The organism is Cellulosimicrobium sp. G4 BAM 1002, assembly GCF_057126935.1.
Genome location: NZ_CP182109.1, coordinates 3,006,834 through 3,032,144 on the forward strand (window position 1 = coordinate 3,006,834; position 25,311 = coordinate 3,032,144).

Consider the following 25,311-nt stretch of genomic DNA (forward strand, 5'->3'; position numbering starts at 1 on the left):
CCACAGGAACCGCCCCGCACCGTGCGGCCCCTCGGGGCGGTCGGTCGTCGCTCGTGACGAGCGCACCGGAGCGCGTCGTCCGGCGACGGAAGTCGTCGGTCACGGCTGCGGCACGCGTAGACGGCGCGGGCGCCTGCCACCGGGCCCTTCGCCCCGAGGCGGCGCTCCGCCTGCCGCGGTGCGCGGTAGCTGCGAGCTCGTGTGCGTCGGGGAGGCGATGCGGAGCCCACCCGGCTGCGCCCAGTATCGCACAGGGCCACGAACGAACCCCGGCGACACGCGACCCCCACCGGGCCCTTCGGCCCGACGCGCGGGACCAAGGGCCCTCGTTGCTTGTGAACATAGTCACAAGGGCCCACTTTCCAGTGCTTTTCGGCCCCGCGCAGCTCGCCGATGGGGCAGATTGGGCCTAGCGCCGAATTCCGCGCCGGGTCGCACGTCGGTCCGGCCGGTGGGCGCCGCCGTCCCCGACGACCCCCTCCCCCGATCCGGTCCGGCCTCCCGAGGAGCGCACGTGGATGCTCTAGATCTCGCCCGGTGGCAGTTCGCCATCACGACCGTCTACCACTTCATCTTCGTCCCGCTGACGATCGGGCTCTCGCCCCTCGTCGCGATCATGCAGACGGCGTGGGTCCGCACCGGCAACGAGCGGTGGCTGCGGCTGACGAAGTTCTTCGGCAAGCTCCTGCTCATCAACTTCGCGCTCGGCGTCGTGACCGGCATCGTGCAGGAGTTCCAGTTCGGGATGAACTGGAGCGAGTACTCGCGCTTCGTGGGCGACGTGTTCGGCGCGCCGCTCGCGATGGAGGCGCTCGCCGCGTTCTTCATCGAGTCGACGTTCCTCGGGCTGTGGATCTTCGGCTGGGACCGCCTCAACAAGAAGGTGCACCTCGCGTGCATCTGGGCCGTCGCGATCGCGACCAACCTCTCCGCGTTCTTCATCCTCGCCGCGAACTCGTGGATGCAGCACCCGGTCGGGGCGATCTTCAACCCGGAGACGGGCCGCGCCGAGATGAACGACATCGGCGCCGTCCTCACCAACAACACGCTGTGGGCCGCGTTCCCGCACCAGATCACCGCGACGTTCCTCACCGCGGGCACGTTCGTCACCGGCGTCGCCGCGTGGTGGATGGTCCGCCTCGTGCGCACGAGGAAGGCCGAGAACGTCGAGCTGGCCCGCGACGTCTACCGGCCCGCCGTCGCCCTCGGCGTGATCGCGATGCTCGTGGGCGGGATCGGCGTCGCCGTCTCCGGCGACATCCAGGGCAAGATCATGTACGAGCAGCAGCCCGGCAAGATGTCCTCGGCCGAGGCACTGTGCCAGGGCGAGGAGGGCGCCGCGTTCTCCATCCTCACGATCGGCGACCTGTCGAACTCGTGCGAGAACGTGCGGCACCTGATCGAGATCCCCGGCCTCGCGTCCTACCTGGGCACGGGCCACTTCTCGGGCCCCGAGAGCTACCTGCCCGGCGTCGAGGACGTCCAGGAGCAGATGACCGAGCGGTTCGGCGACGTCACCGCGTCCGGCGACCCCGTGACCTACACCCCGAACCTCGCGATCACCTACTGGTCGTTCCGGCTCATGATCGGCATGGCCGCCGGCTCCGTCCTCCTCGCGCTCATGGCGCTGTGGCTCACCCGCAAGGGCCGGGTCACGGACAACGTGTGGCTCGCGCGCGTCGGGCTCGTCGCCATCCCCATGCCGTTCCTCGCGAACTCGTTCGGCTGGATCTTCACCGAGGTGGGCCGCCAGCCGTGGGTCGTCGCGCCCAACCCGACGGGCATCGACCAGATCCGCCTGCTCACCGAGCGCGGCGTGTCCACGGTGGTGAGCCCGGGCGTCGTGCTCACGTCGATGATCGTCTTCACGCTCCTCTACGGCGCGCTCGCCGTCGTCTGGTTCACCCTCATGCGCCGCTACGCGATCGAGGGCGTGCCGCTGAGCGTGCGCGACGAGTCGCCCGAGGCGCAGGAGCCGCCCGACGAGGGCTCCGAGGCCGCCGAGCGTCCCCTGTCCTTCGCGTACTGACCCGACGCGCCTGAACCCGCCCAGAACACTCAGGAGACACCGTGGATCTCGCCGTCGTCTGGTTCGTGCTCATCGCCGTCCTGTGGACCGGCTACCTCGTGCTCGAGGGCTTCGACTTCGGGGTCGGCATGCTGCTGTCGATCCTCCCCCGGGGTGACAAGGAGCACCGCGAGAAGGAGCGCCGCGTCCTCATCAACACCATCGGTCCCGTCTGGGACGGGAACGAGGTCTGGCTGCTCACCGCGGGCGGCGCGACCTTCGCCGCCTTCCCCGAGTGGTACGCGACCCTCTTCTCCGGCTTCTACCTCCCGCTCCTGCTCATCCTCGTCGCGCTGATCGTGCGCGGGGTGGCGTTCGAGTACCGCGGCAAGATCCGCGACGAGGGCTGGGCCCGGCGCTGCGACGTCGCGATCCAGGTCGGGTCGTGGGTGCCCGCCGTGCTGTGGGGCGTCGCGTTCGCCAACCTCGTGCGCGGCGTCCAGCTCGACGCCGACCACCAGTTCGTCGGCGGGTTCTTCTCGCTCCTGTCGCCGTTCGCGCTCCTCGGCGGGCTCGTCACGCTGAGCCTGTTCCTGCTCCACGGGTCGGTGTTCGTCGCGCTGAAGACCGACGGCGAGATCCGGGCCCGCGCCCGGCAGCACGCCTCGGTCTTCGGCGTCGTCGCGCTCGTCCTGGCGGGCGGCTGGGCCCTGTGGGCACAGCTCGCCTACTCCGTCCCGTGGACGTGGGCGGCCGTCGCACTGGCCGCCGCGGGTCTCGTCACGACCCTCGTCGCCAACCGCAAGGGCTCGGAGGGCCGTGCGTTCACGGCCTCGGCCGTGACGATCGTGGCGGCCGTCGTGCTCATCTTCGGCTCGATGTACCCCGACGTCATGCCTGCCGTCGACCCGGCGAACTCGCTGACGATCCACAACGCGTCGTCGACCGACTACACGCTCACCGTCATGACGTGGGTCGCGGTGATCCTCACCCCGCTCGTCATCGGGTACCAGTCGTGGACCTACTGGGTGTTCCGCCGCCGCCTGTCGACCAAGGACATCCCGGCCCCCGCCGGGCTGTCGCTCAAGAAGGTGCGCGAGGCGGCGTTCGGCGGCGCGTCGTCGGGCGGTGCGGCGGGGCGCGACCTCGGCTCCGGCGGGCCGGGCGGCGCGTGAAGCCGCTCGACCCCCGGCTGCTGCGCCACGCGCGGGCCGCACGGGGATACGTCGTCCTGACGGCGGTGCTCGGGTTCGCCACGGCGGGCCTGGTCGTCGCGCAGGCGATCGTCCTCGCGTCGATCCTGGCGCCGGCGATCCAGGGGACGGTCACGCTGTCCGACGTCGGCACCCGCCTCGGCCTCCTCGCCGCCGTGGTCGCGGCGCGGGCCGGCACGTCCTGGGCCCAGGAACGCTTCGCGCTGCGCGCCGCGACGCGGACCGTGACCGAGCTGCGCGAGCAGGTCGTCACGCACGCGGTGGCCCTGGGCCCGCGCTGGCTCGCGTCGGGTCGCGGTCCGGAGGTCGCCACGCTCGCGACGCGCGGTCTCGACGCCCTCGAGCCGTACATGGTGCGCTACCTCCCCCAGCTCCTGCTCGCCGCGACGGTCACGCCCGCGACGCTCGCCGTCGTCCTCGGCCTCGACTGGGTCTCGGCGGTCATCATCGCGGTGACGATCCCGCTCGTCCCGCTCTTCATGGTCCTCGTCGGCCGGCTCACGGCCGGGACGTCCGAGCGGCGGCTGGTCGTCATGCAGCGTCTCGGCGCCCAGGTGCTCGACCTCCTCGCGGGTCTGCCCACGCTCCTCGCGTTCGGCCGGGCGCGAGGACCCGAGAGGCGCGTGCGTGCCCTCGGCGAGGCGAACCGGCGCGCGACCATGGGCACGCTGCGCATCGCGTTCCTCTCCGGCATGGTGCTCGAGCTCCTCACCACCCTGTCGGTCGCCGTCGTCGCCGTCGGGGTGGGACTGCGGCTCGTGCACGGCGGCATGGAGCTCGAGCCCGCGCTCGCGGTGCTCGTCCTCGCGCCCGAGGTGTACCTCCCGCTGCGCCAGGTCGGCATGCACTTCCACGCCTCCACCGACGGCATCGCGGCCGCCGAGCAGGCCTTCGCCGTCCTCGACGAGGAGGCACCGCGTCCCGGGACGGCCCTCGCTCCCGCGCTCGCCGGGGCCACCCTGGCCCTGCGCGGCGTCAGCGTCCGCGCCGGGGACCGCGACGTCCTCGCGCCCGCCTCGCTCGACCTCGCCCTCCGCGTCGACGCGTCGTCGGGCCGGGTCGTGGCCCTCACCGGACCGAGCGGCGCGGGCAAGACGACGACGGCGCTCCTGCTGCTCGGCCTCGTCCGCCCGGACCTCGGCACCGTCACGCTCACCGGGCGGTCGGGCGAGCGCCTCGACCTCGCGGACCTGGACCTCGCCACCTACTGGCGACAGGTCGCGTGGCTCCCGCAGCGGCCGGTGCTCGCCCCGGGGCGCCTGCGCGACGTCGTCGCGGGCGGCCTCGCCGTCGAGGACGCCGACCTGGAGCGCGCGGCCCGCACCGCCGGGCTCGACGCCGTCCTCGCGACGCTGCCCCACGGCTGGGACACCGCGATCGGCCAGGGTGGCGTGGGTCTCAGCGTCGGCCAGCGCCAGCGCGTCGCGCTCGCCGCGGCGCTGCTCGGCGACCCGGCCGACGTCCCCCTCGTCGTGCTCGACGAACCCACCGCCCACCTCGACGCACGCGGTGAGCAGGTCGTCCTCGACGCCGTGCGCGCCTTCCGCGACCAGGGCCGGACCGTCGTCGTCGTGGCGCACCGGGCGTCGCTCGTCCGCGCCGCGGACGACGTCGTCGAGGTCCGCTCCGCGCCGCTCACCGGTGCTCCCACGCCGTGCACCGGCACGGATGCTCCGGGCGCCGCGCCGTCGCTCGCAGCGGCCACCGCTACGGCCGAGAGGAGGCAGCCGTGACCGGACCTCGTGACCGCCTCGCCGCCGACCCGCTGTGGCGGGCGGTCGGGCTGCTCGACGTGCGCTGGCGCCGTGTCGTGTGGGCGGTCGTGCTCGGCACGCTCTCCCTGGGCAGCGCCGTCGGCCTCGCCGCCGTCGCGGCGTGGCTCGTCGCGCGCGCCTCGCAGATGCCGCCCGTCCTCACCCTGTCCGTCGCCGTCGTCGGCGTCCGGGCGTTCGGCATCTCCCGCGGCGTCTTCCGCTACCTGGAGCGGCTCGCGTCCCACGACGTCGCGCTCCGCGGCATGGCCGCGCTGCGCGCAAACCTCTACACCGCTCTCGCCCAGGGGTCCCCCGCTGCGCTCGTCGGGCTGCGGCGCGGGGACCTGCTCGCGCGCGTCGGCGCGGACGTCGACGCGGTGGGCGACGTCGTCGTGCGGGCGCTCGTCCCCGCCGGCGTCGCGCTCATGGTGTCCGTCGGGTCGGTGGTGCTCGTCGGCGCGTTCCTGCCCGCGGCGGGTGTCGCGCTCACGCTGTGCCTGCTCCTGGCCGCGGTCGTCGCCCCGTGGCTGTCCGCCCGGACGGCGCGCACGGTCGAGGCCCGCGGCGCGGCCACGCGCGCGGCGATGACCGCGACGACGCTCGAGATCCTCGAGCAGTCGGGTCCGCTCGCCGTCTCCGGGCGGCTCGACGCCCGCCTCGACGACCTGCGCGCGACCGACCGCGCGCTGGCACGCGTGACCGACGACGGCGCGCGGCCCGCGGGCGTCGCGGCCGGGATCGCGGCGCTCGCCGTCGGGCTCGCCGTGCTCGCGTCGCTCGTGCTCGGCATCCCCGCGGTCACGGCGGGGACGCTCGCACCCGTCGAGCTCTCGGTGATCGTCCTGACGCCGCTGGCCGTGTTCGAGGCCGCGAACGTCCTTCCCGCCGCGGCGGTGCAGCTGCACCGCTCGCGTCAGGCGGCCGCGCGCATCGTCGCCCTGCTCGGCGAGCCGGCACCTCGCGCCGCCACCCCGTCACCTCGTGGCGACACGGGCCTCGTGCTCGACGACGTCGCGGCGGGCTGGCCGACCGTCGACGGCCCGCGCGCCGTCGTCGAGGGCGTCGACCTGGACGTCCGGCCGGGCCGGGCGGTCGCGCTCGTCGGGCCGTCCGGCGTCGGGAAGACGACGCTGCTCGCGACCGCGGCCGGGCTCGTCCCCCCGCTCGACGGCCACGTGACGCTGGGCGGGGCGGACGTGCGCGGGATCGACCGTGAGGACACGGCGCGGGGCGTCGTGCTCGTGGCCGAGGACGGGCACGTGTTCGACACGACGGTCCTGGAGAACCTGCGCGTGGCTCGCGGCGACGTGACACCCGAGGAGGCGACGTCGACCCTGGCCGCCGTCGGGCTCACGGGGTGGCTCGCTGCCCTGCCCGACGGCGTCGAGACGACGCTCGGACCCGACGCCACGACCGTCTCCGGTGGCGAGCGCCGTCGGCTGCTCGTCGCCCGGGCGCTCCTGGCACCCGCTCCCCTGCTGCTCGTCGACGAGCCGGCCGAGCACCTCGACGCGGCAGGAGCGGACGCGCTCGTCGGCCACCTCGTCGCGACGGCGCACGACGGGTCGGACCACGCACCGCGCCGGGGAGTGGTCCTCGCGACCCACCGGCTCAGCGCACTCGCAGCGGTGGACGAGGTGCTGCTCCTCGGGACCCCGTCGGGTTCCCCGGACGGCGCTCCGGCCCGTGTGGTCGCCCGCGGCACGCACGACGAGCTGCTCGCCCTCCCCGCCTACCGCTGGGCTCTCGACCAGGAGGCACCCGCACCCCTCTGACCGCCGCGGTGCGCCCGGTCAGCCCGCGCCGAGGCGTGCGAGGAAGAGCGCCTCGCCGACGGCGAGGTTCTCGATCTCGCTCGGCGCGACGGACTCGTTCGGGGCATGGATGAGGCACGCCGGCTCCTCGACACCGAGGAGCACGATCTCGGCGTCCGGGTACTGCCCGGCGAGCACGTTGCACAACGGGATCGACCCACCCTGCCCGGCCGTGACCGTCTCGCGCCCGTACGCGTCCGCGAGCGCCGTCGTGAGCGTGTCGAACACGTGCCCGCTCGTCCGCGCCGCGAACGGCTGCCCGACGGCGTCGCGCTCGACGCGCACCCGCACGCCCCAGGGCGCGTGGGCCTCGAGATGGGCGACGAGCCGGTCCTGCAGGTCCTGGGCATCCGCACCAGGCGGGACGCGCAGGTTGAGCCGCGCGGACGCGTGCGGCTGGATCGCGGCCGCGGAGCCGACGACGCTCGGCGCGTCGATCCCGAGGATCGTCACGACCGGACGTGCCCACAACCGGTCCGCGACGCTCCCCGTCCCGACGAGGCCGACACCGTCGAGCACGCCGGCGTCGCGGCGGAACTGGTCCTCGTCGTAGGCGACGCCGTCCCACGTGCCGTGCGCGACGGCGGGAGGGACCCCGTCGATGGTGGTGTCACCGCGCTCGTCGCGCAGGCTCGCGAGGATCGCCACCAGGGCCGCGAGGGCGTCGGGTGCCGCACCTCCGAACATGCCGGAGTGGATCTCGCCCTCGAGCGCCTCGACGTGCACGACGACGTTCGCCGCGCCGCGGAGCGTGACCGTGAGCGTCGGCAGCCCGAGCTCGGCGTTGCCCGTGTCCTGGATGAGCATCGCGTCCGCCGCGAGCGCCCCGGGGTTCGCCTCGACCCACCGGTCGAGGCCGCCGGTCCCCTGCTCCTCCGACCCCTCGACGACGAGCCGGACCCCCACGGGGTAGTCGTCGCCGCCGAGCGCGCGCAGGGCGCGCAGCGCGGTGAGGTGCGTGACGACGTTGCCCTTGCAGTCGGCGGCGCCGCGGCCGTACAGGCGCCCGTCGCGTTCGGTGAGCTGGAACGGCGGGGTCGTCCACGCGGCGTCGTCGAGCGGGGGCTGCACGTCGTAGTGCGCGTAGAGCAGGACGGTGGGCGCGCCGTCGGGACCGGGGCGGTGACCCAGCACGACCTGCGACCCGTCGGGAGTGACCTCGAGGCGCGTGTCGATCCCTTCGGCGCCGAACGCGTCGGCGACCCATCGCGCCGCCCGCTCGCACTCCTCACGCGGGAACAGCCGCTCGTCCGCGACGGACGGGATCGCGACGAGGTCGCGCAGGTCGTCCAGCGCGCGGGGCAGGAGACCGTGGACGGCGGCGCGGACCTCCTCGACGTGCCCTGTGCCGCCGGCGCTCGCAGTGCTTGACGGGCTCACGCGTCCTCCTCGGTCGTGGCGGCGCCGTCGTCGGTGCCGGTCTCGGTGCCGGTCTCGGTGGTACGGCCCGGGTCGAGGTCGAGCGAGTCGACGTACGCGTCGAACGCGTCGAGCTGCTCGGGGCAGTAGACCTCGATGACGAGGCGGTCCCCGGCGAGGCGCCGCTCGTCGAGCACCGACGGCCGCAGGCCGGGTCCGGCGGCGCCGTTCGCGGCGGCGAGGTTCGCCGTCGCCTCGACGAGCGCGGCCGGGTCGGTGCAGAAACCGCCGCCGTCGTCACCGAGCACCTGGGCGATCGTCTCCTCGCTGAAGGTCGTGATGCCGATCTCGGCGAACCGCTCGTGGAGCTCGGCGGCCTTCTGCTCCGCCTCGCGTGCGTCGCGGTTGGTCCGGACGTTCTCGAAGACGACGAGCATCACCGCCCCGAGCGCGACGAGGAGCAGCGCGACGGCGGTGAACGTGACCCACCGCCGGGACGTCACCGGCTCGGGCTCGTGCTCGGGGACCCGCGAAGCCCGTGTCGCCGTCATGCCGCGTCACCCTCTCCCGACTCGTCCGCCGCGGCGATCGCCGCCGCCTCCGGGTTCTTCCACGACGGCTTGCGCAGCAGGTAGAACAGCGCGGGCACGAGGAGCCCGATGATCCCCAGGCCACCGCCCACGATCAGCACGTACACGCCCGCGTTCCCGCTCGAGAACTGTGCCGGCGGGACGAACCCGATGACCATCGCGGCGACCGACGCGCAGAACCCGACGACGCACAGCAGCGTCAGGGCGGGCGCGCGATAGCCGCGCGGATGGTCGGGCGCGCTGCGGCGCAGGCGGACGGCCGCCACGAACAGCAGCAGGTACATGATCAGGTACACCTGCGTCGTGATGACGGACAGGATCCAGTACGCGCTCGACACGTCGGGGATGAACGCGTAGAGGAGGGCGATCCCGGTCGTCACGACGCCCTGCGCCACGAGGATGTTCTGCTGCACGCCGTGCTTGTTGAGGCGCTGGAGGAACGGTGGCAGGTAGCCCTCCTCCCGCGCGACGGTGAGCAGACCCTTGGACGGCCCGGCGAGCCACGTGAGCATCCCGCCGAGCGACGCGGCGATGAGCATGAGGCCGAGGATCGGGGTCAGCCAGCTCACCCCGAAGTTGGCGAAGAACGCGTCGAAGGCCTGCATGACGCCGGCCGTGAGGCTGAGCTGGTCCGCGGGGATGACCCAGCTGATGGCGACCGCCGGGAGGATGAAGATCACGAGGACGAGCCCGATCGCCAGGAACATCGAGCGCGGGAACTCCGTCGCGGGCTTGCGCAGGCTCGTCACGTGCACGGCGTTCATCTCCATGCCCGCGTAGGACAGGAAGTTGTTCACGATGAGCACGAGGGACGCGAGCCCGGTCCACGCGGGCAGCAGGTGCTGCGCGTCCATGGGTGCGGCGGACGGGTTGCCCTGGGCGAGGAACACGATGCCGAGCACGACGAGGATCGCGGCCGGGATGAGGGTGCCGATGATCAGTCCCATGCTCGACAGGCCGGCGACCGTCTTCGTCCCCTGCGACGACAGCCACACCCCGGACCAGAACAGCACGACGATGACGATCGCCACGTAGAGCCCGTTGCTCGCGAGGTTCGGGTTGATGACGTACGCGAACGTGCTCGCGACGTACCCGAGCAGGCTCGGGTAGTAGAAGATCGTCATCGCGAACTGGCACCAGATCGCCAGGAAGCCGAGCGGCTTGGACACGCCGTCCGCGACCCATCTGTACACACCGCCCGACCACCCGGACGCCAGCTCGGCCGACACGAGCGACGTCGGCAGGAGGAACACGAGCGCGGGCACGACGTAGAGGAACACCGCGGCGAGCCCGTACACCGCCATCGTCGGCGCGGCCCGCAGGCTGGCGACCGACGACGTGATCATGAACGCGAGCGTGATCCAGGTGATGTAGTTCTTCGGCGTGCGGGCCGTGATCGCGGCGCGAACCTCCGCGCGCGTGGGTGCACCCGTGGACGACCCCATCCGTACCCCCCGATGCCGCGGCCCGCGAGCGGACCGGACGGGACGACGCGCACCGGGCGGCCCGCGTCGTCGGAACACCGCGAACATAACCCCGGCTCGGCCGTCGCGCCTGCGGACCTGCAGGTCGGAGGCGCCGCGCGGGCCCGGTGATACGTTCGCGAGGCGCCCGGACCTCACCGTGGGTCGGTCGCAGCCCGCACGCCGAACGACCCGGGAGCAGCGTTGAAGATCCTCGTGCCCGACACCATCAGCCTCGACGTGCACGCGGAGCCGGGCGACGACGTCGTCGTCTACGACGCAGCGGCTTCCCTCGCGGCCGAGGACGCCGACGCAGAGGTGCTCGTCGCCTGGGCGAACTCGTCGGCGAACCTCGCCGACGCCGCGGCACGGCTCACGCGCCTGCGCTGGGTGCAGACCCTCGCGGCGGGCCCGGACGCGGTCCTGGCCGCAGGGTTCGGGCCGGACGTGACGCTCACCTCGGGCCGGTCCCTCCACGACGGCCCCGTCGCCGAGCACGCGCTCGCTCTCGTCCTCGCGGCCGTGCGTCGGCTCGACGCGCTGGGGACGGCGCAGCGCGAGCACCGCTGGGACGCCGTCGTGAACCGCGCGCAGGCCGAGCCCGCGACGGCGAGCCGCTACACGCTCGACGGCGCCCACGTGACGATCTGGGGGTTCGGGTCGATCGCAGCGCGGCTCGCACCACTCCTCAGCGCTCTCGGCGCCGCCGTGACCGGGGTCGCGGGAAGCCGCGGCGAGCGCCACGGCTTCCCGGTCGTCACGGACGACGATCTCCCCGACCTGCTCGCGACCACGGACGTGCTCGTCTCGCTGCTCCCCGCGCTGGACGCGACGCGGCACGCGTTCGACGCCGCCCGGATCGACCAGCTCCCCGACCACGCGATCTTCGTCAACGTCGGGCGCGGCGCGACCGTCGACGAGGACGCGCTCGTCGCCGCCCTCCGCGAGCACCGCCTCGGCGGCGCCGCCCTCGACGTCACGGAGACCGAACCCCTGCCGGAGACGTCACCCCTCTGGGACGCACCACGCCTGATCCTCACGCCGCACGTCGCGGGCAACCGCCCGCAACGCGCGTCCGACCTCGTCAACGCCAACCTCGACGCCCTCCGCGCGGGCCGCGACCTCCGCAACGTCGTCCGCCGCTGACCTCCGGCCGAACTACCAGCGACCGTTGCGCGGGCGCGGCTGACAGCGGGGGCACGTGTACGACGACCGGTTCATGAACTCGTCGCGCCGCACGGGCGTCCCGCACCGCGGGCACGGCTCGCCCTCCTGCCCGTACACCGCGAGCGAGCGCGAGAAGTAGCCGGACTGCCCGTTGACGTTGACGTAGAGGGAGTCGAAGCTCGTACCGCCCTGCACGAGCGCCTCGCTCATGACCCCGGCGGCGGCGTCGAGGAGGCGGTGCGCCTCGGGCCGGCGCAGCGTGTCGGTCGCGCGTGCGTAGTGCAGGCGCGCGCGCCACAACGCCTCGTCGGCGTAGATGTTCCCGATGCCGGAGACGACGGTCTGGTCGAGCAGCGCGCGCTTGACCCCGGTCCGACGACGGCGGATCGCCTCGACGACGTCGTCCCGCCGCAGCGCGGGGTCGAGCAGGTCGCGGCCGATGTGCACCACCGGCGCGGGCACGGCGGCGAGGTCGGAGCCCCGACCGCCGGGGGCACCGTCGAGGGTGGGCACGAGGTCCTGGACGGACAGGTGCCCGAACGTGCGCTGGTCGACGAAGTCGAGCGCGAGCGCACCACCCGGACCCACGCCGTCGGGCTGGAGCACGATCCGCACCCGCAGGTGGGGCGAGCGCTCGGCGAGGCCGGGACCCGATCGCACGAGGAGCTGCCCGGACATGCCGAGGTGCGCGAGGAGCGCGGCCGCGGGACCGTCGTCGGGCGCATCCGTGTCGTGCGGTGCGGCGAGCGTGCCCTCGGACGGGACCGTCGTCGTCGGGACGAGCGGGAGCCAGAGGAACTTCCCGCGGCGCACGGCCGCGTCGAGCCGGTGGCCGAGGAGCTGGTCCCGGAAGTCCTGCGGACCGCCGTCGTGACGGCGCACGCTGTAGTCGCGCAGCACCTCGACGTCGGTGACGACGCCGCCCAGCACGTGCCGTGCGAGACCGTCACGGACGGTCTCCACCTCGGGCAGCTCAGGCACCGGCGCCCTCGGGCACGTCGTCGGCGTTCGTCGCCGCAGCCTTCGCGTCCTGCCGCTCCGCGTGCTCGACGGCGAGCGCCTCGTAGGCCCGCTCCGCCGCCTCCTGCTCCGCGTACTTCTTGGCGGTCCCGCTGCCGGTCCCGTAGAGACGGCCGTCGAGGTGGACGTAGGACGTGAAGACGCGTGCGTGGTCCGGCCCGACGGCGTCGCTCGAGTAGACGGGCGCGCTGAGGCCCGCGGCGGCGGCCGCCTCCTGGAGGGACGTCTTCCAGTCGAGCCCTGCGCCGAGGCCTGCGGCCGCGGCCAGCGTCGACTCGACGAGGCGGTGCACGAGCTCGCGCGCCGGCTCGAGGCCGTGGCTCAGGTAGACGGCGCCGATGATCGCCTCGACGGTGTCGGACAGGATCGAGTCCTTGTCGTTGCCCCGCGTGCGGATCTCGCCCTTGCCGAGCAGGACGTACTGGCCGAGCCCGAGCGTGCGTGCGATGGCCGCGAGGGACTTCTGGGAGACCGTCGCGGCGCGCATCTTGGCGAGCTCGCCCTCGGACAGGTCAGGATGGCGGCGGTAGAGGGTCTCCGTCACGACCAGCCCGAGCACCGTGTCACCGAGGAACTCGAGACGCTCGTTGGTCGGGATGCCGCCGTTCTCGTGCGCGAACGACCGGTGCGTGAGCGCAAGCACGAGAAGCTCGGGGTCCAGATGGACCCCGAGCTTCTCGAGAAGACCGGATGCCGGTGCAGCCGGTGCCACGCGCCTCAGCCTGCGTGCTCGGAGCGCAGCGCCTCGGCGTACTGGCGGCCCTTGTAGGTGCCGCACGTCGGGCACGCCGCGTGCGACAGCTTGTCGCCCTTGCACTGCGGGCAGGTGGTGAGGTTCGCGGCGGTCGTCTTCCACTGCGAACGACGCGCACGGGTGTTGCTGCGCGACATCTTGCGCTTCGGAACAGCCACGGCTAGCTCTCTTTCGTCTCGTCGGACACGTTCGAGGTGTCGAACATGCTCTCCAGCGCCGACCAACGGGGGTCGGCAAGGTCGTGTGCGTGCCCCGGGTCGTCCGCCAGGCGCGCTCCGCACTCGGAGCACAGGCCCGGGCAGTCCGGTCGGCACACCGGACTGAATGGTAGTGCAGTGACCACCGAATCCCGAAGCGCGGGCTCGATGTCGGCCCGGTCGCCGTCGAGGTCGTAGACGTCCACGGCGTCCTCGAGGTCGTCGCCCGAGTCCTCGGCGGCCTGCGCGCGCTCCGGGTAGGCGAAGAGCTCACCGAGCTCGACGGTGACGTCCTGGTGCACCGTCTCGAGGCAACGCACGCACTCCCCGACCGCGTGACCGGTGACCGTCCCGGAGACCAGGACACCCTCCATCACGGCCTCGAGGCGCAGGTCGAGCTCGAGGTCGCTGCCCTCGGGGATGCCGATGACAGCCGTACCGAGGTCGGCCGGGGCGGCGACGGTCCGCCGGACCGTCCGCATGCTCCCGGGTTGCCGACCGAGCTCGTGCGTCTCGAGCACGAGCGGCGACGTCTTGTCGGCAGTGATGGCGCGCTCCAGGTTCTGTGCCCGCGGGCGCGACGGCCTGCGGACGGGTTTCAACGATGGTCGAGGTGGGCCGGCTGGGACTCCTGCCGGGCACGCGCTCGCGCATGACGCGGAGCCAAAGGTCCATCTTACGGCACCGGACGACCCCGCCGCCACCTGCTCCCCCGGCCGCCTCGCTCTGCGGGCGAGGCGGGTACCCGCCGTCAGCGGCCCGAGCGTTCGCGCATCGTCGCCGGGAAGGGCGACTGCTCGTCGTCCGTGAGGGGTGACCCGAGCCGGTCGGCGAGCTTCGCGCGCCCGGCCTGCACCTGGGCGAGCAGCTTGCCGAGGTCCACCTCGAAGTCGGCGAGCCTCCGGTCGCAGTAGTCGTCCGCGTCCCGGCGCAGCCCCGCCGCGGCCTCCTCGGCCTCGTCGACGATCTCCAGCGCCCTCGACTGGGCCTGGACGACGACCTGCTCGGTCTGGACGAGCTCGATCGCGCGGGCCCGTGCGGTCGTGAGGATCTCCTCCGCCTGGCGGTGCGCGTCCTCGAGGACCTGGTCCGCCTCCGCCAGCACCTCGTCGGCGTGCGCGAGCTGCTCCGGGAAGGCGGCGCGCAGCTCGTCGACGAGCGCGAGCGCGTCCCCCTTGTGCACGAGCACCGACGACGACATCGGCATCGTCCGCGCCGTCTCCACGAGGCGCGCGAGGTCGTCGAGGATCGCGTTGAGCCCGACCTGCGCCTCCTCCGCCGCGCGCTCGTCGGCCTCCGCCGCCATCCGTCGGTCCTGCTCGGTCATGTACCCGGTCCTTCCCGTCGTGCTCACCTGCTGCTCGCGTCCTGCGTCCGTGACGGTGCCTGTGCCAGTGCCGCCCTGACCGCGTCGCCCACGCCCGGGGGCACGAGGTCGTCGACCGGCCCGCCGTACCTCGCGATGTCCTTGACGAGCGAGGACGCGACGTGCAGCAGCGCGGCGTCGCCCGCGACGAAGACCGTCTCGACACCCGCGAGGTGCCGGTTCATGAGCGACATCGGCAGCTCGGCGTCGAAGTCGGCACCACCCCTCAGGCCCTTCACCACCGCCGTGGCCCCGACGTCGCGGCAGAAGTCGACGAGCAGACCCGGGACCACCTCGACCCGGACGCCGTCGAGGCCCGCGCCGTCGACCGCCGAGCGGGCGAGGGCGACCCGCTCGTCGACGCTCAGGAGCGCGGTCTTCGACGCGTTGCGCGCGACGCCCACGACGACGTCGTCGAACAGCGCACGCGCTCTCCGGACGATGTCGAGATGGCCGAGGGTGATCGGGTCGAACGACCCGGGACAGACGGCTGTGGTCACGCTCGTCACGGTAGTACACGAGGCGCGTCAGCCCCTGGAGCCACGGCGGGGACGCCCGCAGGCATCGCCGGGCGGCGTCGGTGCGCGGGGGCGACGATAGGCGTCATGGAGACCCCCGCCGTCGTCCCGCTGGAGACGCCCGCACTCGTGCGCTCGCTGTACCGCGAGGTGCTCGCGCCGTCGTTCCCTCCGGCCGAGCTCGTCGCGGAGGAGAGGTTCGTCACCGACCACGCGACGGGCCGGCTGCTGAGCCTCGGCGTCGTCGAGGACGACCGCGTCGTGGGCGGCGTCGTCGGCTCCTGGTATTCAGGCCCGCGCGTCCTGCTCGTCCTGTACCTCGCTCTCGCGCCGGGGCGCCGTGGCGGCGGGGTCGGCGGGCGTCTCGTGGCGACCGCGCTCGACCGCTGGCGCTCGCTCGGACCGGCCCTCGTCCTCGGCGAGGTCGAGCACCCGGCCCATCACGCGGGCAGCGCCGCCCACGGCGACCCCGTCGCCCGCCTGCGCTTCTACGCGCGCCTCGGAGCGCGGGTCCTCGCTGTCCCGTACTTCCAGCCCGGCGACGGCCCGGGCGGCGAGCGCGTGCCCGCGCTCCTGCTCGTCTCGTTCCCGCTCGCCGAGCACTCGGCTCTCGAGCAGGCGCCAGCCGACGCTCCGGCCGCGCCGCTGCGCGCGTTTCTCGAGGAGTACCTGCGCGAGAGCGAGGGCACGCTCGCCGATGACGCCGCGACCCGCCGCCTGCTCGACGCCGCGAGCGGCGACCGCGTCCCCCTCGTCGACCCGGACGACGAGGCCGCCCTCGCCACGGTCCCGATCGGCCTCCTCACCCCGGACGAGACCCAGGCACCCCCGCACCCCACGCCGAGGAAGAACCCCGGACCGCCGAGGGAGAACCCCGGGCACACGAAGTAGAACCCCGGTCCGCCGAAGCAGAACCCCGGTCACACGAAGTAGAACCCTGGTCACGCGAAGTAGAACCCCGGTCCGCCGAAGCAGAACCCCGGTCGCGCGAGGTAGAACCCCGGTCTTCCGGGTGGAACAGGGTCGCGCCTACGGTCGTGTCCGCCCTGGTGAGCGAAGACCAGGGTGAGACGACGCCGGAGGGGCGGGTGGGGGCGCCGCGTCGTGGTCGGGCCTGGCGGGAGCCGCGAGGAACGAGCGGCGGATGGAAGACGCGGCGCCCCCACCCACCCCGACACCCAACCCGACCACGCGCCGTCGGACACGACCACGGTTCTACCTCGCGCAACCACGGTTCTACCTCGCGTGACCACGGTTCTACCTCGCGCGACCACGGTTCTACCTCGGCCGACCAGGGTTCTACCTCGGCAGACCCGGGTTCTACGTCGCGGTGTCGTCGGGGAGCTCGGGGCCGACGAAGTACACCGCCGTCTCGCCGTAGTCCTTGCGTGCGACGACCTCCCAACCCGCGGGCCAGGTCGGTTCGGGGGTGCGGGTCGAGCGCTCGACGACGACGACGGCCGTCGGGTCGAGGACGCCCGGCACGGCGAGGTGGTGGAGGACGCGCTCGAGCGCCTCGGCCGTGACGTCGTAGGGCGGGTCGACGAGGACGAGGTGGTACGGCCCGCTCACGGCGGTGCCCGAGGCGGACGCGGCGGCGGCGACGAACGACTCGGCCTGCTGCGCGACGACGCGCACGCCGCTCAGCCCGAGCGAGGCGACGTTGCGTCGGGCGACGTCGACGGCGACGCGCGCCGAGTCGACGAGCGTCACCTCCGCCGCGCCGCGGCTCGCCGCCTCCAGACCGAGCGCGCCCGAGCCGGCGTAGAGGTCGAGGACGCGGGCGTCGTCCACGACGCCCAGGTGTTCCAGGCGGGAGAAGATCGCCTCCCGCACGCGCTCGCTCGTCGGGCGCGTGCCCCGCGGCGGGACCTGCAGCGTGCGTCCTCCGGCAGCTCCCGCCACGATCCTCGTCACGCGCCCAGCCTAGACGTGGGCGTCGTGGCGCTCACGCGCGCTCGAGGAACTCCTCGCGCTCGGGGTCGAGCTGCGCGCGGATCTCGTCCGCGAGCGCCGGGTGCTCGGTCAGTTCGGGGTCCTGCGCCACGACAGCCGCCGCGTCGGCGCGCGCCGTCTCGATGACGTCGGCGTCCTTGACGACGCGCAGGAGCCGCAGCGAGCTGGCCCGACCGGACTGCGCGGCGCCGAGCACGTCGCCCTCGCTGCGCAGCTCGAGGTCCACGGTCGCGAGCTCGAAGCCGTCGGTCGTGCGGGCGAGCGTCTCGACCCGCGTGGCTGCGGGGGTGCCGGGCTGCGCCGTCGACACGAGGAGGCACAGGCCGGCAGCCGACCCTCGGCCGACGCGGCCGCGGAGCTGGTGGAGCTGCGAGATGCCGAACCGGTCGGCGTCCAGGACGACCATGACCGTGGCCTCGGGGACGTCGACGCCGACCTCGACGACCGTCGTCGAGACGAGCACCTGCACGGCGCCCGACGCGAAGTCCGCCATGACCGCGTCCTTGTCCGCGGGCGGCATCTGACCGTGCAGCACGCCGACCGTCAGCCCGGCGAGGCGGGGGTGGGCGCGCAGCTCCTCCGCGACCTCGAGCACCGCGCGCAGCGGCTCCCGCTCCGCGTCGGGCTCGGACGGGTCGAGGAGGAAGTCGGGCACCTCGTCGAAGTCGTCGGCGCCCTTCGCCCCGGGGGTCTTCGCGGTGCCCGCGGCGTCGGGCTCGTCGGGGTGGATGCGCGCGCAGACGACGTAGGCGCGGTGACCGGCGTCGACCTCCTCGCGCACGCGGGCCCACGTGCGGTCCATCCAGGCCGCGTTGTCGGCGGGGACGACGTGGGTCGTGATCCCCGCGCGGCCGGCCGGGATCTCGGTGAGCGACGACGTCTCGAGGTCGCCGAACACCGTCATCGCGACCGTGCGCGGGATGGGCGTCGCAGTCATGACGAGCAGGTGCGGGCTGGTGCGCGCCTTGGCGCGCAGGGCGTCGCGCTGCTCGACGCCGAACCGGTGCTGCTCGTCGACCACGACGAGCCCGAGGTCGGCGAACTGCACGTTCTCGGAGAGCAGCGCGTGCGTGCCGACGACGATGCCCGCCGCACCGCTCGCGGCGTCGAGCAGCGCCTCCTTGCGCGCCGCGGCACCGAGCGACCCGGTGAGCAGCGCGACCCGTGTCCCGTGCTCGGCTCCGCCGAGGAAGCCGCCCTCGGCGAGCGGCCCGAGGAGCGCGCGCAGGGTCCGAACGTGCTGGGCCGCGAGGACCTCGGTCGGTGCGAGGAGCGCAGCCTGCCCCCCGGCGTCGATCACCTGCAGCATCGCGCGCAGCGCGACCACCGTCTTGCCGGAGCCGACCTCGCCCTGCAGGAGCCGCTGCATCGGGCGCGAGCGCTCGATGTCCGCGGCGATCTCCTCGCCCACGTCATGCTGCCCCTGCGTCAGCGTGAACGGCAGCGCGGCGTCGAAGTCGGCGAGGATGCTCGGCTCCCCCGGCGCCCGGGGCGGGCGCGCGGTCGCGGGCTCCGCGGCGGCGCGCGCCCGTCGCTGCGCGAGCGCGGCCTGCAGGACGAACGCCTCCTCGTACCGCAGCCGGTCCCGGCCGCGCTGCCACTGGCGCTCCTCGTACGGCTCGTGCACGTCGCGCAGCGCCTGGAGGCGCGAGCCGAAGCCGTGCGCTGCCCGGACGGACTCCGGGATCGGGTCCGGGACGTCCTCCTCCCGGAGCGGGTCGAGCACTGTGCGCACGGCGGGCTGGATCTTCCAGCTCGGGATGCTCGCGCTCGCCGGGTAGATCGGGATGGGACGGCTCGCCTCGAGCAGGGCGCTCTCGGTGTCCTCGGCGTCGTCGTCCATGCCGATGATCTTGTAGTCGGGGTGCGTGAGCTGCCGGGTGCCCCGGTAGAGGCCGACGACGCCCGTGAAGAGCCCGTGCCGGCCGGGAGCGAGCCGCTGCTCGTGGTAGCGCAGGACGTTCGGGCTCTTCGCGAAGAACGTCAGCGAGAGCTGCTGCGGCCCGTCGGTCACGACGGCCTCGAGGATCGCGCCCGAGCGGGCTCGCATCCGGCGCACCGTCGCGCTGCGCACCTGCGCGACGATCGTCACGTGCTCACCGAGCGCGAGCCCGCCCAGGTCGGTGAGCCGACCCGGGTCCCCGTACCGGCGCGGGTAGTGCCGCAGGAGGTCGCCCACCGTCTCCAGGCCCAGCTTGGCGAGCGGTCCCGCGCTCCGTGCGCCGAGAGCCTTGCTGAGCGGCTCGGCGAGACGATCGGTCATGGGCGGCCCTCCTCGACCGGGTGGTGGTCGTGTGCCTCGGCGGCGAGCGTGACCGTGCCCCCGAGGCGGCCCGAGCGCAGCGGGACGACCTCGGCCCCGGCCCCGGAGGCCGTCGCGACGAGAGCGGCGACCGCGTCCTGCGGCACGTCGTCGTCGGCGAGCACCGTGAGGACCTCGACGCGGTCGACGGGGTCGGTGAGCAGGTCCCGCAGCGCGGACGCCGACCCGTCCGTTCGGGCGGCGACCACCCGCGCGCCCGCGACCGCGGCCTGGGCGGCGTGCAGACGCTGCACGCCCTCGCCCTCTCCCGTGCCGTCCCCCTCGACGAGCAGGACGGCCGCGAGCGCGACGACGACGTGCACGTCGGTGGGGGCGGGCAGGACGTCGAGCCGGTCCACCGCGTCCTCCTGCACGGCGGCCCGCAGGGTCCGGACGTCCTCGGCGGCCAGGTCCGCGCCGGGCAGGACGACGACGTGCGCCGCCCGCGTGTCGAGCGCCGCGCGGTGCAGCGCGGCGAGGTCGGGGACGCTGCCGGGCTCACGCAGGAGCACGACGGCGCCGGCGCGTGCGAGATCGGCGACGAGGCCCGGGGCGGACGTGACGGCCACGAACCCGACGTCCGACGCGGGCGGTCCGGCCGGGTGCCCGTGCTGTCCCGGGAGGTGCCGGACGCGGACCTGGCGCAGGCTCGCCGCCTCGCCGTGGGCCGTGCCCGGGAAGCTCGAGAGTGCCGCGCGGCCCACCGCGACCGCGGCACCGGGGTCGTCAGTGTGGACGTGGGCCTGCCAGAGCCCCTGGCCCGCGGGACCGGTGGCGTCCGAGCCACCGACCACGACGACGGAGTCTCCGATGCGGGCGAGCTCGGCGCGCAGGAGGTCGGCGGGGTCGCCGCCGAGCGCACGGGCGCGCTGCGTCCCGTGGTCCGGCGCCTGCACGACGGTCGACCCGTCGACGACGTACATCACCTCGAACTCGCCCCCCTCGTGCGCGGCCCGGTCGGTCGCGCCGGGCACGTCGACCGTCCCGGGCGCGGGCTGCATCGCGGACATCATGCCGAGCACCTCCGACACGCTCGTGCCGGAGGCGTCGCCGGTGGTCCCTCGCAGCGCGGCGAGGAGCGCGTCGAGCACGAGCACCAGGCCGAGGGCCCCGGCGTCGAGGACACGGGCCTGGGCGAGGACGTCGAGCTCGTCGGCGCTGCGCAGCGCCGCGGCGCGTGCACCGTCCCGTGCGGCCGCGACCACGGTCGCGGCGTCCGGGGCGCCCGCCGCGACGGCCTCCGCGGACCGGGCGGCGGCGTCGGCCGCCGTGAGGATCGTGCCGGGCGCGGGACGAGCCACCGCTCCGCGCGCGGTGCATGCCGCGCGGTGGAGCGCCACGGCGAGCGCGTCAGGCCCGATCTCGCGGTGCCCCGCGAGCTCGACCGCCATCCCGCGCAGGTACTCGCTGAGGATGACGCCGGAGTTGCCGCGCGCCCCGACGAGCGCCCCGCGCGCCATCCGGACGAGCAGCTCGCCGGCCCCGGTGCCCTCCGCCGGTGTGCCGGGCAGGGCGCGTGCCGCGTCGAGGAGGGTGAGATACAGGTTCGTCCCGGTGTCCGCGTCCGCGACCGGGAACACGTTCACGCGGTCGAGGGCACCGCGCGCCGCGTGCAGGGCGCTCACCCCGTGGTGGGCCCAGGCGACGACGGCCGAGGCGTCGACCACGTCGGCTCCGGGTCTCACGTCGGTCCGGCTCCTCGCTCGCGGACGGCGGACGCGCAGGCTCGCTGCGGCGGTCCGGACGACCGGGCGGTCGTCGAGAACACCGTAGTCTGCACGAGTCCGCAGCGAGCCGGCTGCGCGGTGCGGGCGGTCGTGCCGAGCGTCACGGGCGCCCTGACCTCGTCGGCTTGAGTCCGCGCCGTCGCATCCGGTACCCTGACGAGGTTGCCCGGGTGCTTCGCGCGCCCTGCCGCCCTCGAGGCTCATCCGGGCGAGACACCCTACAGACCATTCACTACGTCGCCGCTGCCTGCGCGACGTGCACGACGATCAGGAGAAACCGTGGCTGCCAACTGCGACGTCTGCGGCAAGGGCCCGGGCTTCGGGCACAGCATCTCGCACTCCCACATCCGCACGAAGCGCCGCTGGAACCCGAACATCCAGCGCGTGCGTGCCGTGGTCGCGGGGACGCCCAAGCGCCTCAACGTGTGCACCTCGTGCCTCAAGGCCGGGAAGGTCACCCGCCCCGCCTGAGCCCCGCTCGACACGTCTTTCGAGAGCGCCCGCCGGATCCCGGCGGGCGCTCTCGTCGTCCCTGGACAGGTCACGACCACGAAACGTCCCGCCCGATTGCGGAGATCTCCTGGAGGTCGGGACAAACCGGTTTGGTGGATCCCTGCCCCGGTGGCAGTCTTTGTGCATGGTGACGGAACTGAGCGAGGTAACGATCCGCCCGGCCCATCCCACGGACGCGAGCGACATCGCAGCCGTGCACATCGCCTCCTGGCGGGGCGCCTACGCGGGCATCGTGCCCGACGAGTACCTGGCCTCGCTCGACCACGACCAGCGCGAGAAGCACTGGGTCGACAGCCTGAACACCCCCGGGGCCCGTACGTGGCTCGCCGACGCCGACGGCCGCACGATCGGCTTCGCGACGCTCGGGCCCAGCCGCGACGAGGACGCCGAACCGGGCGACCTCGAGATCTACGCCATCTACCTCGACCCCGAGTCGTGGGGCCGCGGCGTCGCGCGCGACCTCATGCGCACCATGTTGGCGGACGTCCGACCCGGTGTGACCGTGACCCTGTGGGTCCTCGCCGACGCCGAGCGCGCCCGCCGCTTCTACCGTCGCCACGGCTTCTCCCCCGACGGCGTCGAGCGCCGCGACGACATCGGCGGCAAGGACCTCACCGCCGTCCGCTACCGCCGCAGCTGACCGCACGCGCTCAGGCGCGGAAGTGGTCCCACCCGGTCGCGCGGTGCGCGATCGCTCCGTCCAGCCGGACGCCCGCTCCGTCGTGCCCCGGGCTCCGGACGGCACCGACCGCCCGGAACCCGGTGGGAAGGGCGACGCCGTCGGGGAACGTCGCGAGCAGCGCGTGGTCCTCGCCCCCGGACAGGACCCACCCGTCGACGCGCTCACCGGCACCGGTCCCGGCCGCGAGCGCCGAGGCGGCCGCGCGCAGGCGGTCGCGGTCGGCGTCGAGCGCCGCCGGGTCGAGGTCCACGACGACGTCGCTCGCCCGGGCGATGCGCCCGGCGTCGCGCAGCAGCCCGTCGGAGACGTCCATCATGGCCGTCGCCCCCGCGTCGGCCGCCGCGGGTCCGGCGGCGAGCGGCGGGTCGGGGCGCAGGTAGGCGGCGACGAGCGCGTCGTCGACTTCCGGTCTCCCGGCGTCGAGCAGCGCGAGGCCCGCGGCAGATCGCCCCAGCGTCCCCGCGACCGCCACGACGTCACCCGGGCGGGCACCTGAGCGCAGGACGGGGTCACGGCCCTCGAGGTCGCCGTGGACGGTCACCGCGACGACGACCTGGTCGCCTCCCGACAGGTCCCCGCCGACCACGGCCGCGCCGAGCGGCGTGCAGGCAGCGGCGAGGCCGCGCGCCAGGCCCGTGACCCAGTCGACGGGCAGGTCCCCCGGCATGACGAGCGACACCACGAGCGCCGCGGGCCGCGCCCCCATGGAGACCACGTCGGCGAGGTTCTGCACGGCGGCCCGCCACCCGACGTCGTAGCCCGTCGACCAGCGCCGACGGAAGTGCCGGTCCTCGACGAGCACGTCGGTCGAGACGACGTAGCGCCCGTCCGGCGCGGCGACGACCGCGCAGTCGTCCCCAGGACCGACGATCGTCGTCGCCGCTGCGGGCAGCAGGGGGAAGATCCGGGCGAGGAGCGCTTCCTCGGGGACGTCGCGGACCAGCAGGGGCGTCTCGCTCACCCGGCAACCCTAGTCGGCGCGCAGGCGGTCACCGGCACGCCTGCCGGGCGGCTACGGTGGTCGCGTGCGCGTCGCCCGTCCCCTCCCGTCCCGTCCGTCCGGCGAACCGTCCGACGAGCCGACCGACCAGCCCCGCCACGCCGTGCACCACCCTGCGCGCCGCCGGGCCGTCCGCACGGGCGCCGTCGTGCCGCTCCTCGCGGCCGTCGTCGTCACGAGCGCGTGCGCGCCGACCATCGGGGTCCCGGTGGCCGACGACGCCGCGAACCCCCTGTGCGCGGACGTCGTGCTCGCGCTGCCGGACTCGCTGGCCGAGGACCTGCCGAAGGTCGGCACCACCAGCCAGGCGACCGCCGCCTGGGGCGAGCCGGGCGCCGCGGTCACGCTGCGGTGCGGCGTCGAGGTGCCTGGCCCCACGACGACGGAGTGCCAGAGCGTGCAGTCGGAGGCCGGGACCGTGGACTGGCTCGTCGTCGAGGACGACGGGACGTGGACGTTCACGACCTACGGCCGGGACCCCGCGGTCCAGGTCGTCGTCCCTCCCGCCGTGACGGAGACCCACTCGACGGCGTTCGTCGCCGACCTCGGCCGGGCCGTCATGGAGGTCCCCCAGACGCGGGCGTGCGTCGGCGTGGACGACCTCGGCTGACGCGCCTTCGGCCCGGTGGCTCAGCGCAGGCCGGTGGGCCGCTCGAGCGCGAGCGCGACGAGCTCGTCGATGAGGTCGGGGTAGCTCAGGCCCGACTTCTCCCACATGCGCGGGTACATCGAGAACGGCGTGAACCCCGGCATGGTGTTGATCTCGTTGACGACCACCTGCTCGTCGGGCGTGACGAACACGTCGACGCGCGAGAGCCCCTCGGCACCCACCGCCTCGAACGTCCGGATCGCGATCTCGCGCACGCGCTCCACGAGGTGCTCGGGCAGGTCGGCGGGGCACGAGAGCTCGACACCCGCCTCGTCGAGGTACTTGGCCTCGAAGTCGTAGAAGTCGTGCGCCTCGCCGGTGACGACGATCTCGCCCGGCAGCGACGCGCGGGCGCGGGCGCCACCGCGTCCGCCGAGCACCGCGCACTCGATCTCGCGCCCCACGATGCCCGCCTCGACGACGACCTTGGGGTCGTGCTCCTGCGCGGCGGCGATCGCCGCGGGCAGGTCGGCGAGGTCATCGACCTTGGAGATGCCGAGGCTCGACCCGGCGCGCGCGGGCTTGACGAACACAGGCAGGCCGAGCGCGGCGACCGTCTCGGTCCACGCGGCGGGGTTGCGCTCGAACTCCCCCGGCCGGATGACGGTGTACGGCCCGACGGGCAGGCCCTCCCCCGCGAGCACGAGCTTCATGTAGTGCTTGTCCATGCCGACCGCGGAGGCCAGCACGCCGGCGCCGACGTAGCGCACGTCGGCGAGCTCGAGCATCCCCTGGAGCGTGCCGTCCTCGCCGTACGGGCCGTGCAGCAGCGGGAAGACGACGTCCACGTCGCCGAGCACGCGCGGCACGTCGCCGGGGGTCAGGACGCGCAGGTCCCGGCGCCCGGTGGACAGCGGCAGGATGACCTCCTCGCCGGTGGACTCCACCTGCGGCAGGCGCCCGTCGGTGATCTCCCAGCGCGCGGGCTCGTCGGCGGCGAGCACCCACTCGCCCGCGGGCGTGATGCCGACCGGGACGACGTCGTACCGCGTGCGGTCGATCGCGCGCAGGACCCCGGCGGCTGTCGCGGCCGAGATCGCGTGCTCGCCGGAGCGCCCCCCGAACAGCACGAGCACGCGAGGCTTACGGGTCGCGCCGGGTGCGGCGGCGTCGTGGGCGGCGGGACCGTCGGCGGACGGCGCGTTCGACGCGCTCGACGCGGTCGGCAGGGGCGGCTCTGGGCTCTGGCTGGACATCGCGGACGACCCTACCGGACGCCCGCCCGCGCGCGGCCCCGCACCTCGGGAACCTTTCGCAC

Annotated in this window: 23 protein-coding genes; 9 read left to right on the forward strand and 14 right to left on the reverse strand. The window is 74.2% G+C overall.

The features are described 5' to 3' along the window. Positions 1 to 514: 514 nt before the first annotated feature. Genes ACMXGY_RS13665 through cydC form a run of 4 tightly spaced genes read left to right on the forward strand, consistent with a single transcriptional unit; the run spans position 515 to position 6,751 of the window. Positions 515 to 2,029 (forward strand): cytochrome ubiquinol oxidase subunit I, encoded by a 1,515-nt coding sequence (locus tag ACMXGY_RS13665; RefSeq protein WP_483773533.1) that lies wholly within the window; start codon positions 515 to 517, stop codon positions 2,027 to 2,029. A 41-nt stretch (positions 2,030 to 2,070) separates the two neighbouring features. Further along, positions 2,071 to 3,183, forward strand: coding sequence for a cytochrome d ubiquinol oxidase subunit II (gene cydB, locus ACMXGY_RS13670; RefSeq protein WP_483773534.1), 1,113 nt, complete (start codon positions 2,071 to 2,073; stop codon positions 3,181 to 3,183). Continuing rightward, entirely contained in the window at positions 3,180 to 4,955 is a 1,776-nt protein-coding gene (gene cydD, locus ACMXGY_RS13675; RefSeq protein WP_483773535.1) for a thiol reductant ABC exporter subunit CydD, read from the forward strand. The genes cydB and cydD overlap by 4 nt, the downstream gene beginning before the upstream one ends. After that, positions 4,952 to 6,751: a thiol reductant ABC exporter subunit CydC gene (gene cydC, locus ACMXGY_RS13680; RefSeq protein ID WP_483773536.1), complete on the forward strand. Its 1,800-nt coding sequence runs from the start codon at positions 4,952 to 4,954 to the stop codon at positions 6,749 to 6,751. The genes cydD and cydC overlap by 4 nt, the downstream gene beginning before the upstream one ends. 18 nt (positions 6,752 to 6,769) lie before the next feature. Here cydC and ACMXGY_RS13685 read toward each other — a convergent pair whose 3' ends face one another. Genes ACMXGY_RS13685 through gadC form a run of 3 tightly spaced genes read right to left on the reverse strand, consistent with a single transcriptional unit; the run spans position 6,770 to position 10,184 of the window. After that, entirely contained in the window at positions 6,770 to 8,170 is a 1,401-nt protein-coding gene (locus ACMXGY_RS13685) for a M20/M25/M40 family metallo-hydrolase (protein ID WP_483773537.1), read from the reverse strand. Further along, a complete protein-coding gene (locus ACMXGY_RS13690; protein ID WP_483773538.1) occupies positions 8,167 to 8,700 on the reverse strand; it encodes a hypothetical protein in 534 nt (177 codons plus the stop codon). The genes ACMXGY_RS13685 and ACMXGY_RS13690 overlap by 4 nt, the downstream gene beginning before the upstream one ends. Next, a complete protein-coding gene (gene gadC, locus ACMXGY_RS13695; protein ID WP_483773539.1) occupies positions 8,697 to 10,184 on the reverse strand; it encodes a glutamate/gamma-aminobutyrate antiporter GadC in 1,488 nt (495 codons plus the stop codon). The genes ACMXGY_RS13690 and gadC overlap by 4 nt, the downstream gene beginning before the upstream one ends. A 222-nt stretch (positions 10,185 to 10,406) precedes the next feature. Here gadC and ACMXGY_RS13700 point away from each other — a divergent pair, with 222 nt between their 5' ends. After that, positions 10,407 to 11,348, forward strand: coding sequence for an NAD(P)-dependent oxidoreductase (locus ACMXGY_RS13700; RefSeq protein ID WP_483773540.1), 942 nt, complete (start codon positions 10,407 to 10,409; stop codon positions 11,346 to 11,348). A 12-nt stretch (positions 11,349 to 11,360) separates the two neighbouring features. Here the strand turns inward: ACMXGY_RS13700 and mutM are convergent, their stop codons facing one another. From mutM to coaD, 6 genes are all read right to left on the reverse strand, one after another. Next, a complete protein-coding gene (gene mutM, locus ACMXGY_RS13705) occupies positions 11,361 to 12,350 on the reverse strand; it encodes a bifunctional DNA-formamidopyrimidine glycosylase/DNA-(apurinic or apyrimidinic site) lyase (protein WP_483773541.1) in 990 nt (329 codons plus the stop codon). Beyond that, positions 12,343 to 13,101, reverse strand: a complete 759-nt coding sequence (rnc, locus tag ACMXGY_RS13710; protein ID WP_483773542.1) for a ribonuclease III — start codon at positions 13,099 to 13,101, stop codon at positions 12,343 to 12,345. The genes mutM and rnc overlap by 8 nt, the downstream gene beginning before the upstream one ends. Before the next feature lie 5 nt (positions 13,102 to 13,106). After that, positions 13,107 to 13,301, reverse strand: coding sequence for a 50S ribosomal protein L32 (rpmF, locus tag ACMXGY_RS13715; RefSeq protein ID WP_069387572.1), 195 nt, complete (start codon positions 13,299 to 13,301; stop codon positions 13,107 to 13,109). Between the two features lie 2 nt (positions 13,302 to 13,303). Further along, the gene (locus tag ACMXGY_RS13720) at positions 13,304 to 13,822 is read right to left on the reverse strand and encodes a YceD family protein (protein WP_483773543.1); all 519 of its coding nucleotides are present in this window, start codon (positions 13,820 to 13,822) and stop codon (positions 13,304 to 13,306) included. A 269-nt stretch (positions 13,823 to 14,091) separates the two neighbouring features. Then, a complete protein-coding gene (locus ACMXGY_RS13725; protein ID WP_483773544.1) occupies positions 14,092 to 14,667 on the reverse strand; it encodes an ATP synthase subunit B family protein in 576 nt (191 codons plus the stop codon). A 23-nt stretch (positions 14,668 to 14,690) separates the two neighbouring features. Further along, complete coding sequence (coaD, locus tag ACMXGY_RS13730) at positions 14,691 to 15,206, reverse strand: pantetheine-phosphate adenylyltransferase (RefSeq protein WP_483773545.1); 516 nt, start codon at positions 15,204 to 15,206, stop codon at positions 14,691 to 14,693. 105 nt (positions 15,207 to 15,311) lie between these two features. Between coaD and ACMXGY_RS13735 the strand changes: the two genes are divergently transcribed. Next, the gene (locus ACMXGY_RS13735) at positions 15,312 to 16,115 is read left to right on the forward strand and encodes a GNAT family N-acetyltransferase (protein ID WP_483773546.1); all 804 of its coding nucleotides are present in this window, start codon (positions 15,312 to 15,314) and stop codon (positions 16,113 to 16,115) included. 429 nt (positions 16,116 to 16,544) lie between these two features. On the opposite strand, the gene rsmD is transcribed toward ACMXGY_RS13735, so the two are convergent. Genes rsmD through ACMXGY_RS13750 form a run of 3 tightly spaced genes read right to left on the reverse strand, consistent with a single transcriptional unit; the run spans position 16,545 to position 21,167 of the window. After that, complete coding sequence (gene rsmD / locus ACMXGY_RS13740) at positions 16,545 to 17,141, reverse strand: 16S rRNA (guanine(966)-N(2))-methyltransferase RsmD (protein WP_483773547.1); 597 nt, start codon at positions 17,139 to 17,141, stop codon at positions 16,545 to 16,547. Positions 17,142 to 17,172: 31 nt separating this feature from the next. Further along, positions 17,173 to 19,443, reverse strand: a complete 2,271-nt coding sequence (locus tag ACMXGY_RS13745) for an ATP-dependent DNA helicase RecG (RefSeq protein WP_483773548.1) — start codon at positions 19,441 to 19,443, stop codon at positions 17,173 to 17,175. Beyond that, entirely contained in the window at positions 19,440 to 21,167 is a 1,728-nt protein-coding gene (locus ACMXGY_RS13750) for a DAK2 domain-containing protein (RefSeq protein WP_483773549.1), read from the reverse strand. The genes ACMXGY_RS13745 and ACMXGY_RS13750 overlap by 4 nt, the downstream gene beginning before the upstream one ends. Positions 21,168 to 21,488: 321 nt before the next feature. Between ACMXGY_RS13750 and rpmB the strand changes: the two genes are divergently transcribed. Continuing rightward, complete coding sequence (gene rpmB, locus ACMXGY_RS13755; protein ID WP_024840757.1) at positions 21,489 to 21,680, forward strand: 50S ribosomal protein L28; 192 nt, start codon at positions 21,489 to 21,491, stop codon at positions 21,678 to 21,680. Positions 21,681 to 21,846: 166 nt separating this feature from the next. Further along, positions 21,847 to 22,362 (forward strand): N-acetyltransferase family protein, encoded by a 516-nt coding sequence (locus ACMXGY_RS13760; protein WP_483773550.1) that lies wholly within the window; start codon positions 21,847 to 21,849, stop codon positions 22,360 to 22,362. 10 nt (positions 22,363 to 22,372) lie between these two features. Here ACMXGY_RS13760 and ACMXGY_RS13765 read toward each other — a convergent pair whose 3' ends face one another. Next, the gene (locus tag ACMXGY_RS13765) at positions 22,373 to 23,365 is read right to left on the reverse strand and encodes a thiamine-phosphate kinase (RefSeq protein ID WP_483773551.1); all 993 of its coding nucleotides are present in this window, start codon (positions 23,363 to 23,365) and stop codon (positions 22,373 to 22,375) included. Positions 23,366 to 23,429: 64 nt separating this feature from the next. Between ACMXGY_RS13765 and ACMXGY_RS13770 the strand changes: the two genes are divergently transcribed. Beyond that, positions 23,430 to 24,014, forward strand: a complete 585-nt coding sequence (locus ACMXGY_RS13770) for a DUF3515 family protein (protein ID WP_483773552.1) — start codon at positions 23,430 to 23,432, stop codon at positions 24,012 to 24,014. 20 nt (positions 24,015 to 24,034) lie between these two features. Here ACMXGY_RS13770 and ACMXGY_RS13775 read toward each other — a convergent pair whose 3' ends face one another. Further along, positions 24,035 to 25,249 (reverse strand): D-alanine--D-alanine ligase family protein, encoded by a 1,215-nt coding sequence (locus ACMXGY_RS13775; protein WP_483773553.1) that lies wholly within the window; start codon positions 25,247 to 25,249, stop codon positions 24,035 to 24,037. Positions 25,250 to 25,311: the final 62 nt, after the last annotated feature.

Excerpts from the sequence above, each read along its gene's own strand:
- ACMXGY_RS13690 (WP_483773538.1), bottom strand. The coding sequence starts at position 8,700 with ATGACGGCGACACGGGCTTCGCGGGTCCCCGAGCACGAGCCCGAGCCG.
- gadC (WP_483773539.1), bottom strand. The coding sequence starts at position 10,184 with ATGGGGTCGTCCACGGGTGCACCCACGCGCGCGGAGGTTCGCGCCGCG.
- ACMXGY_RS13720 (WP_483773543.1), bottom strand. The coding sequence starts at position 13,822 with ATGCGGACGGTCCGGCGGACCGTCGCCGCCCCGGCCGACCTCGGTACG.
- ACMXGY_RS13725 (WP_483773544.1), bottom strand. The coding sequence starts at position 14,667 with ATGACCGAGCAGGACCGACGGATGGCGGCGGAGGCCGACGAGCGCGCG.
- ACMXGY_RS13735 (WP_483773546.1), top strand. The coding sequence starts at position 15,312 with ATGGAGACCCCCGCCGTCGTCCCGCTGGAGACGCCCGCACTCGTGCGC.
- ACMXGY_RS13745 (WP_483773548.1), bottom strand. The coding sequence starts at position 19,443 with ATGACCGATCGTCTCGCCGAGCCGCTCAGCAAGGCTCTCGGCGCACGG.
- ACMXGY_RS13760 (WP_483773550.1), top strand. The coding sequence starts at position 21,847 with ATGGTGACGGAACTGAGCGAGGTAACGATCCGCCCGGCCCATCCCACG.
- ACMXGY_RS13775 (WP_483773553.1), bottom strand. The coding sequence starts at position 25,249 with ATGTCCAGCCAGAGCCCAGAGCCGCCCCTGCCGACCGCGTCGAGCGCG.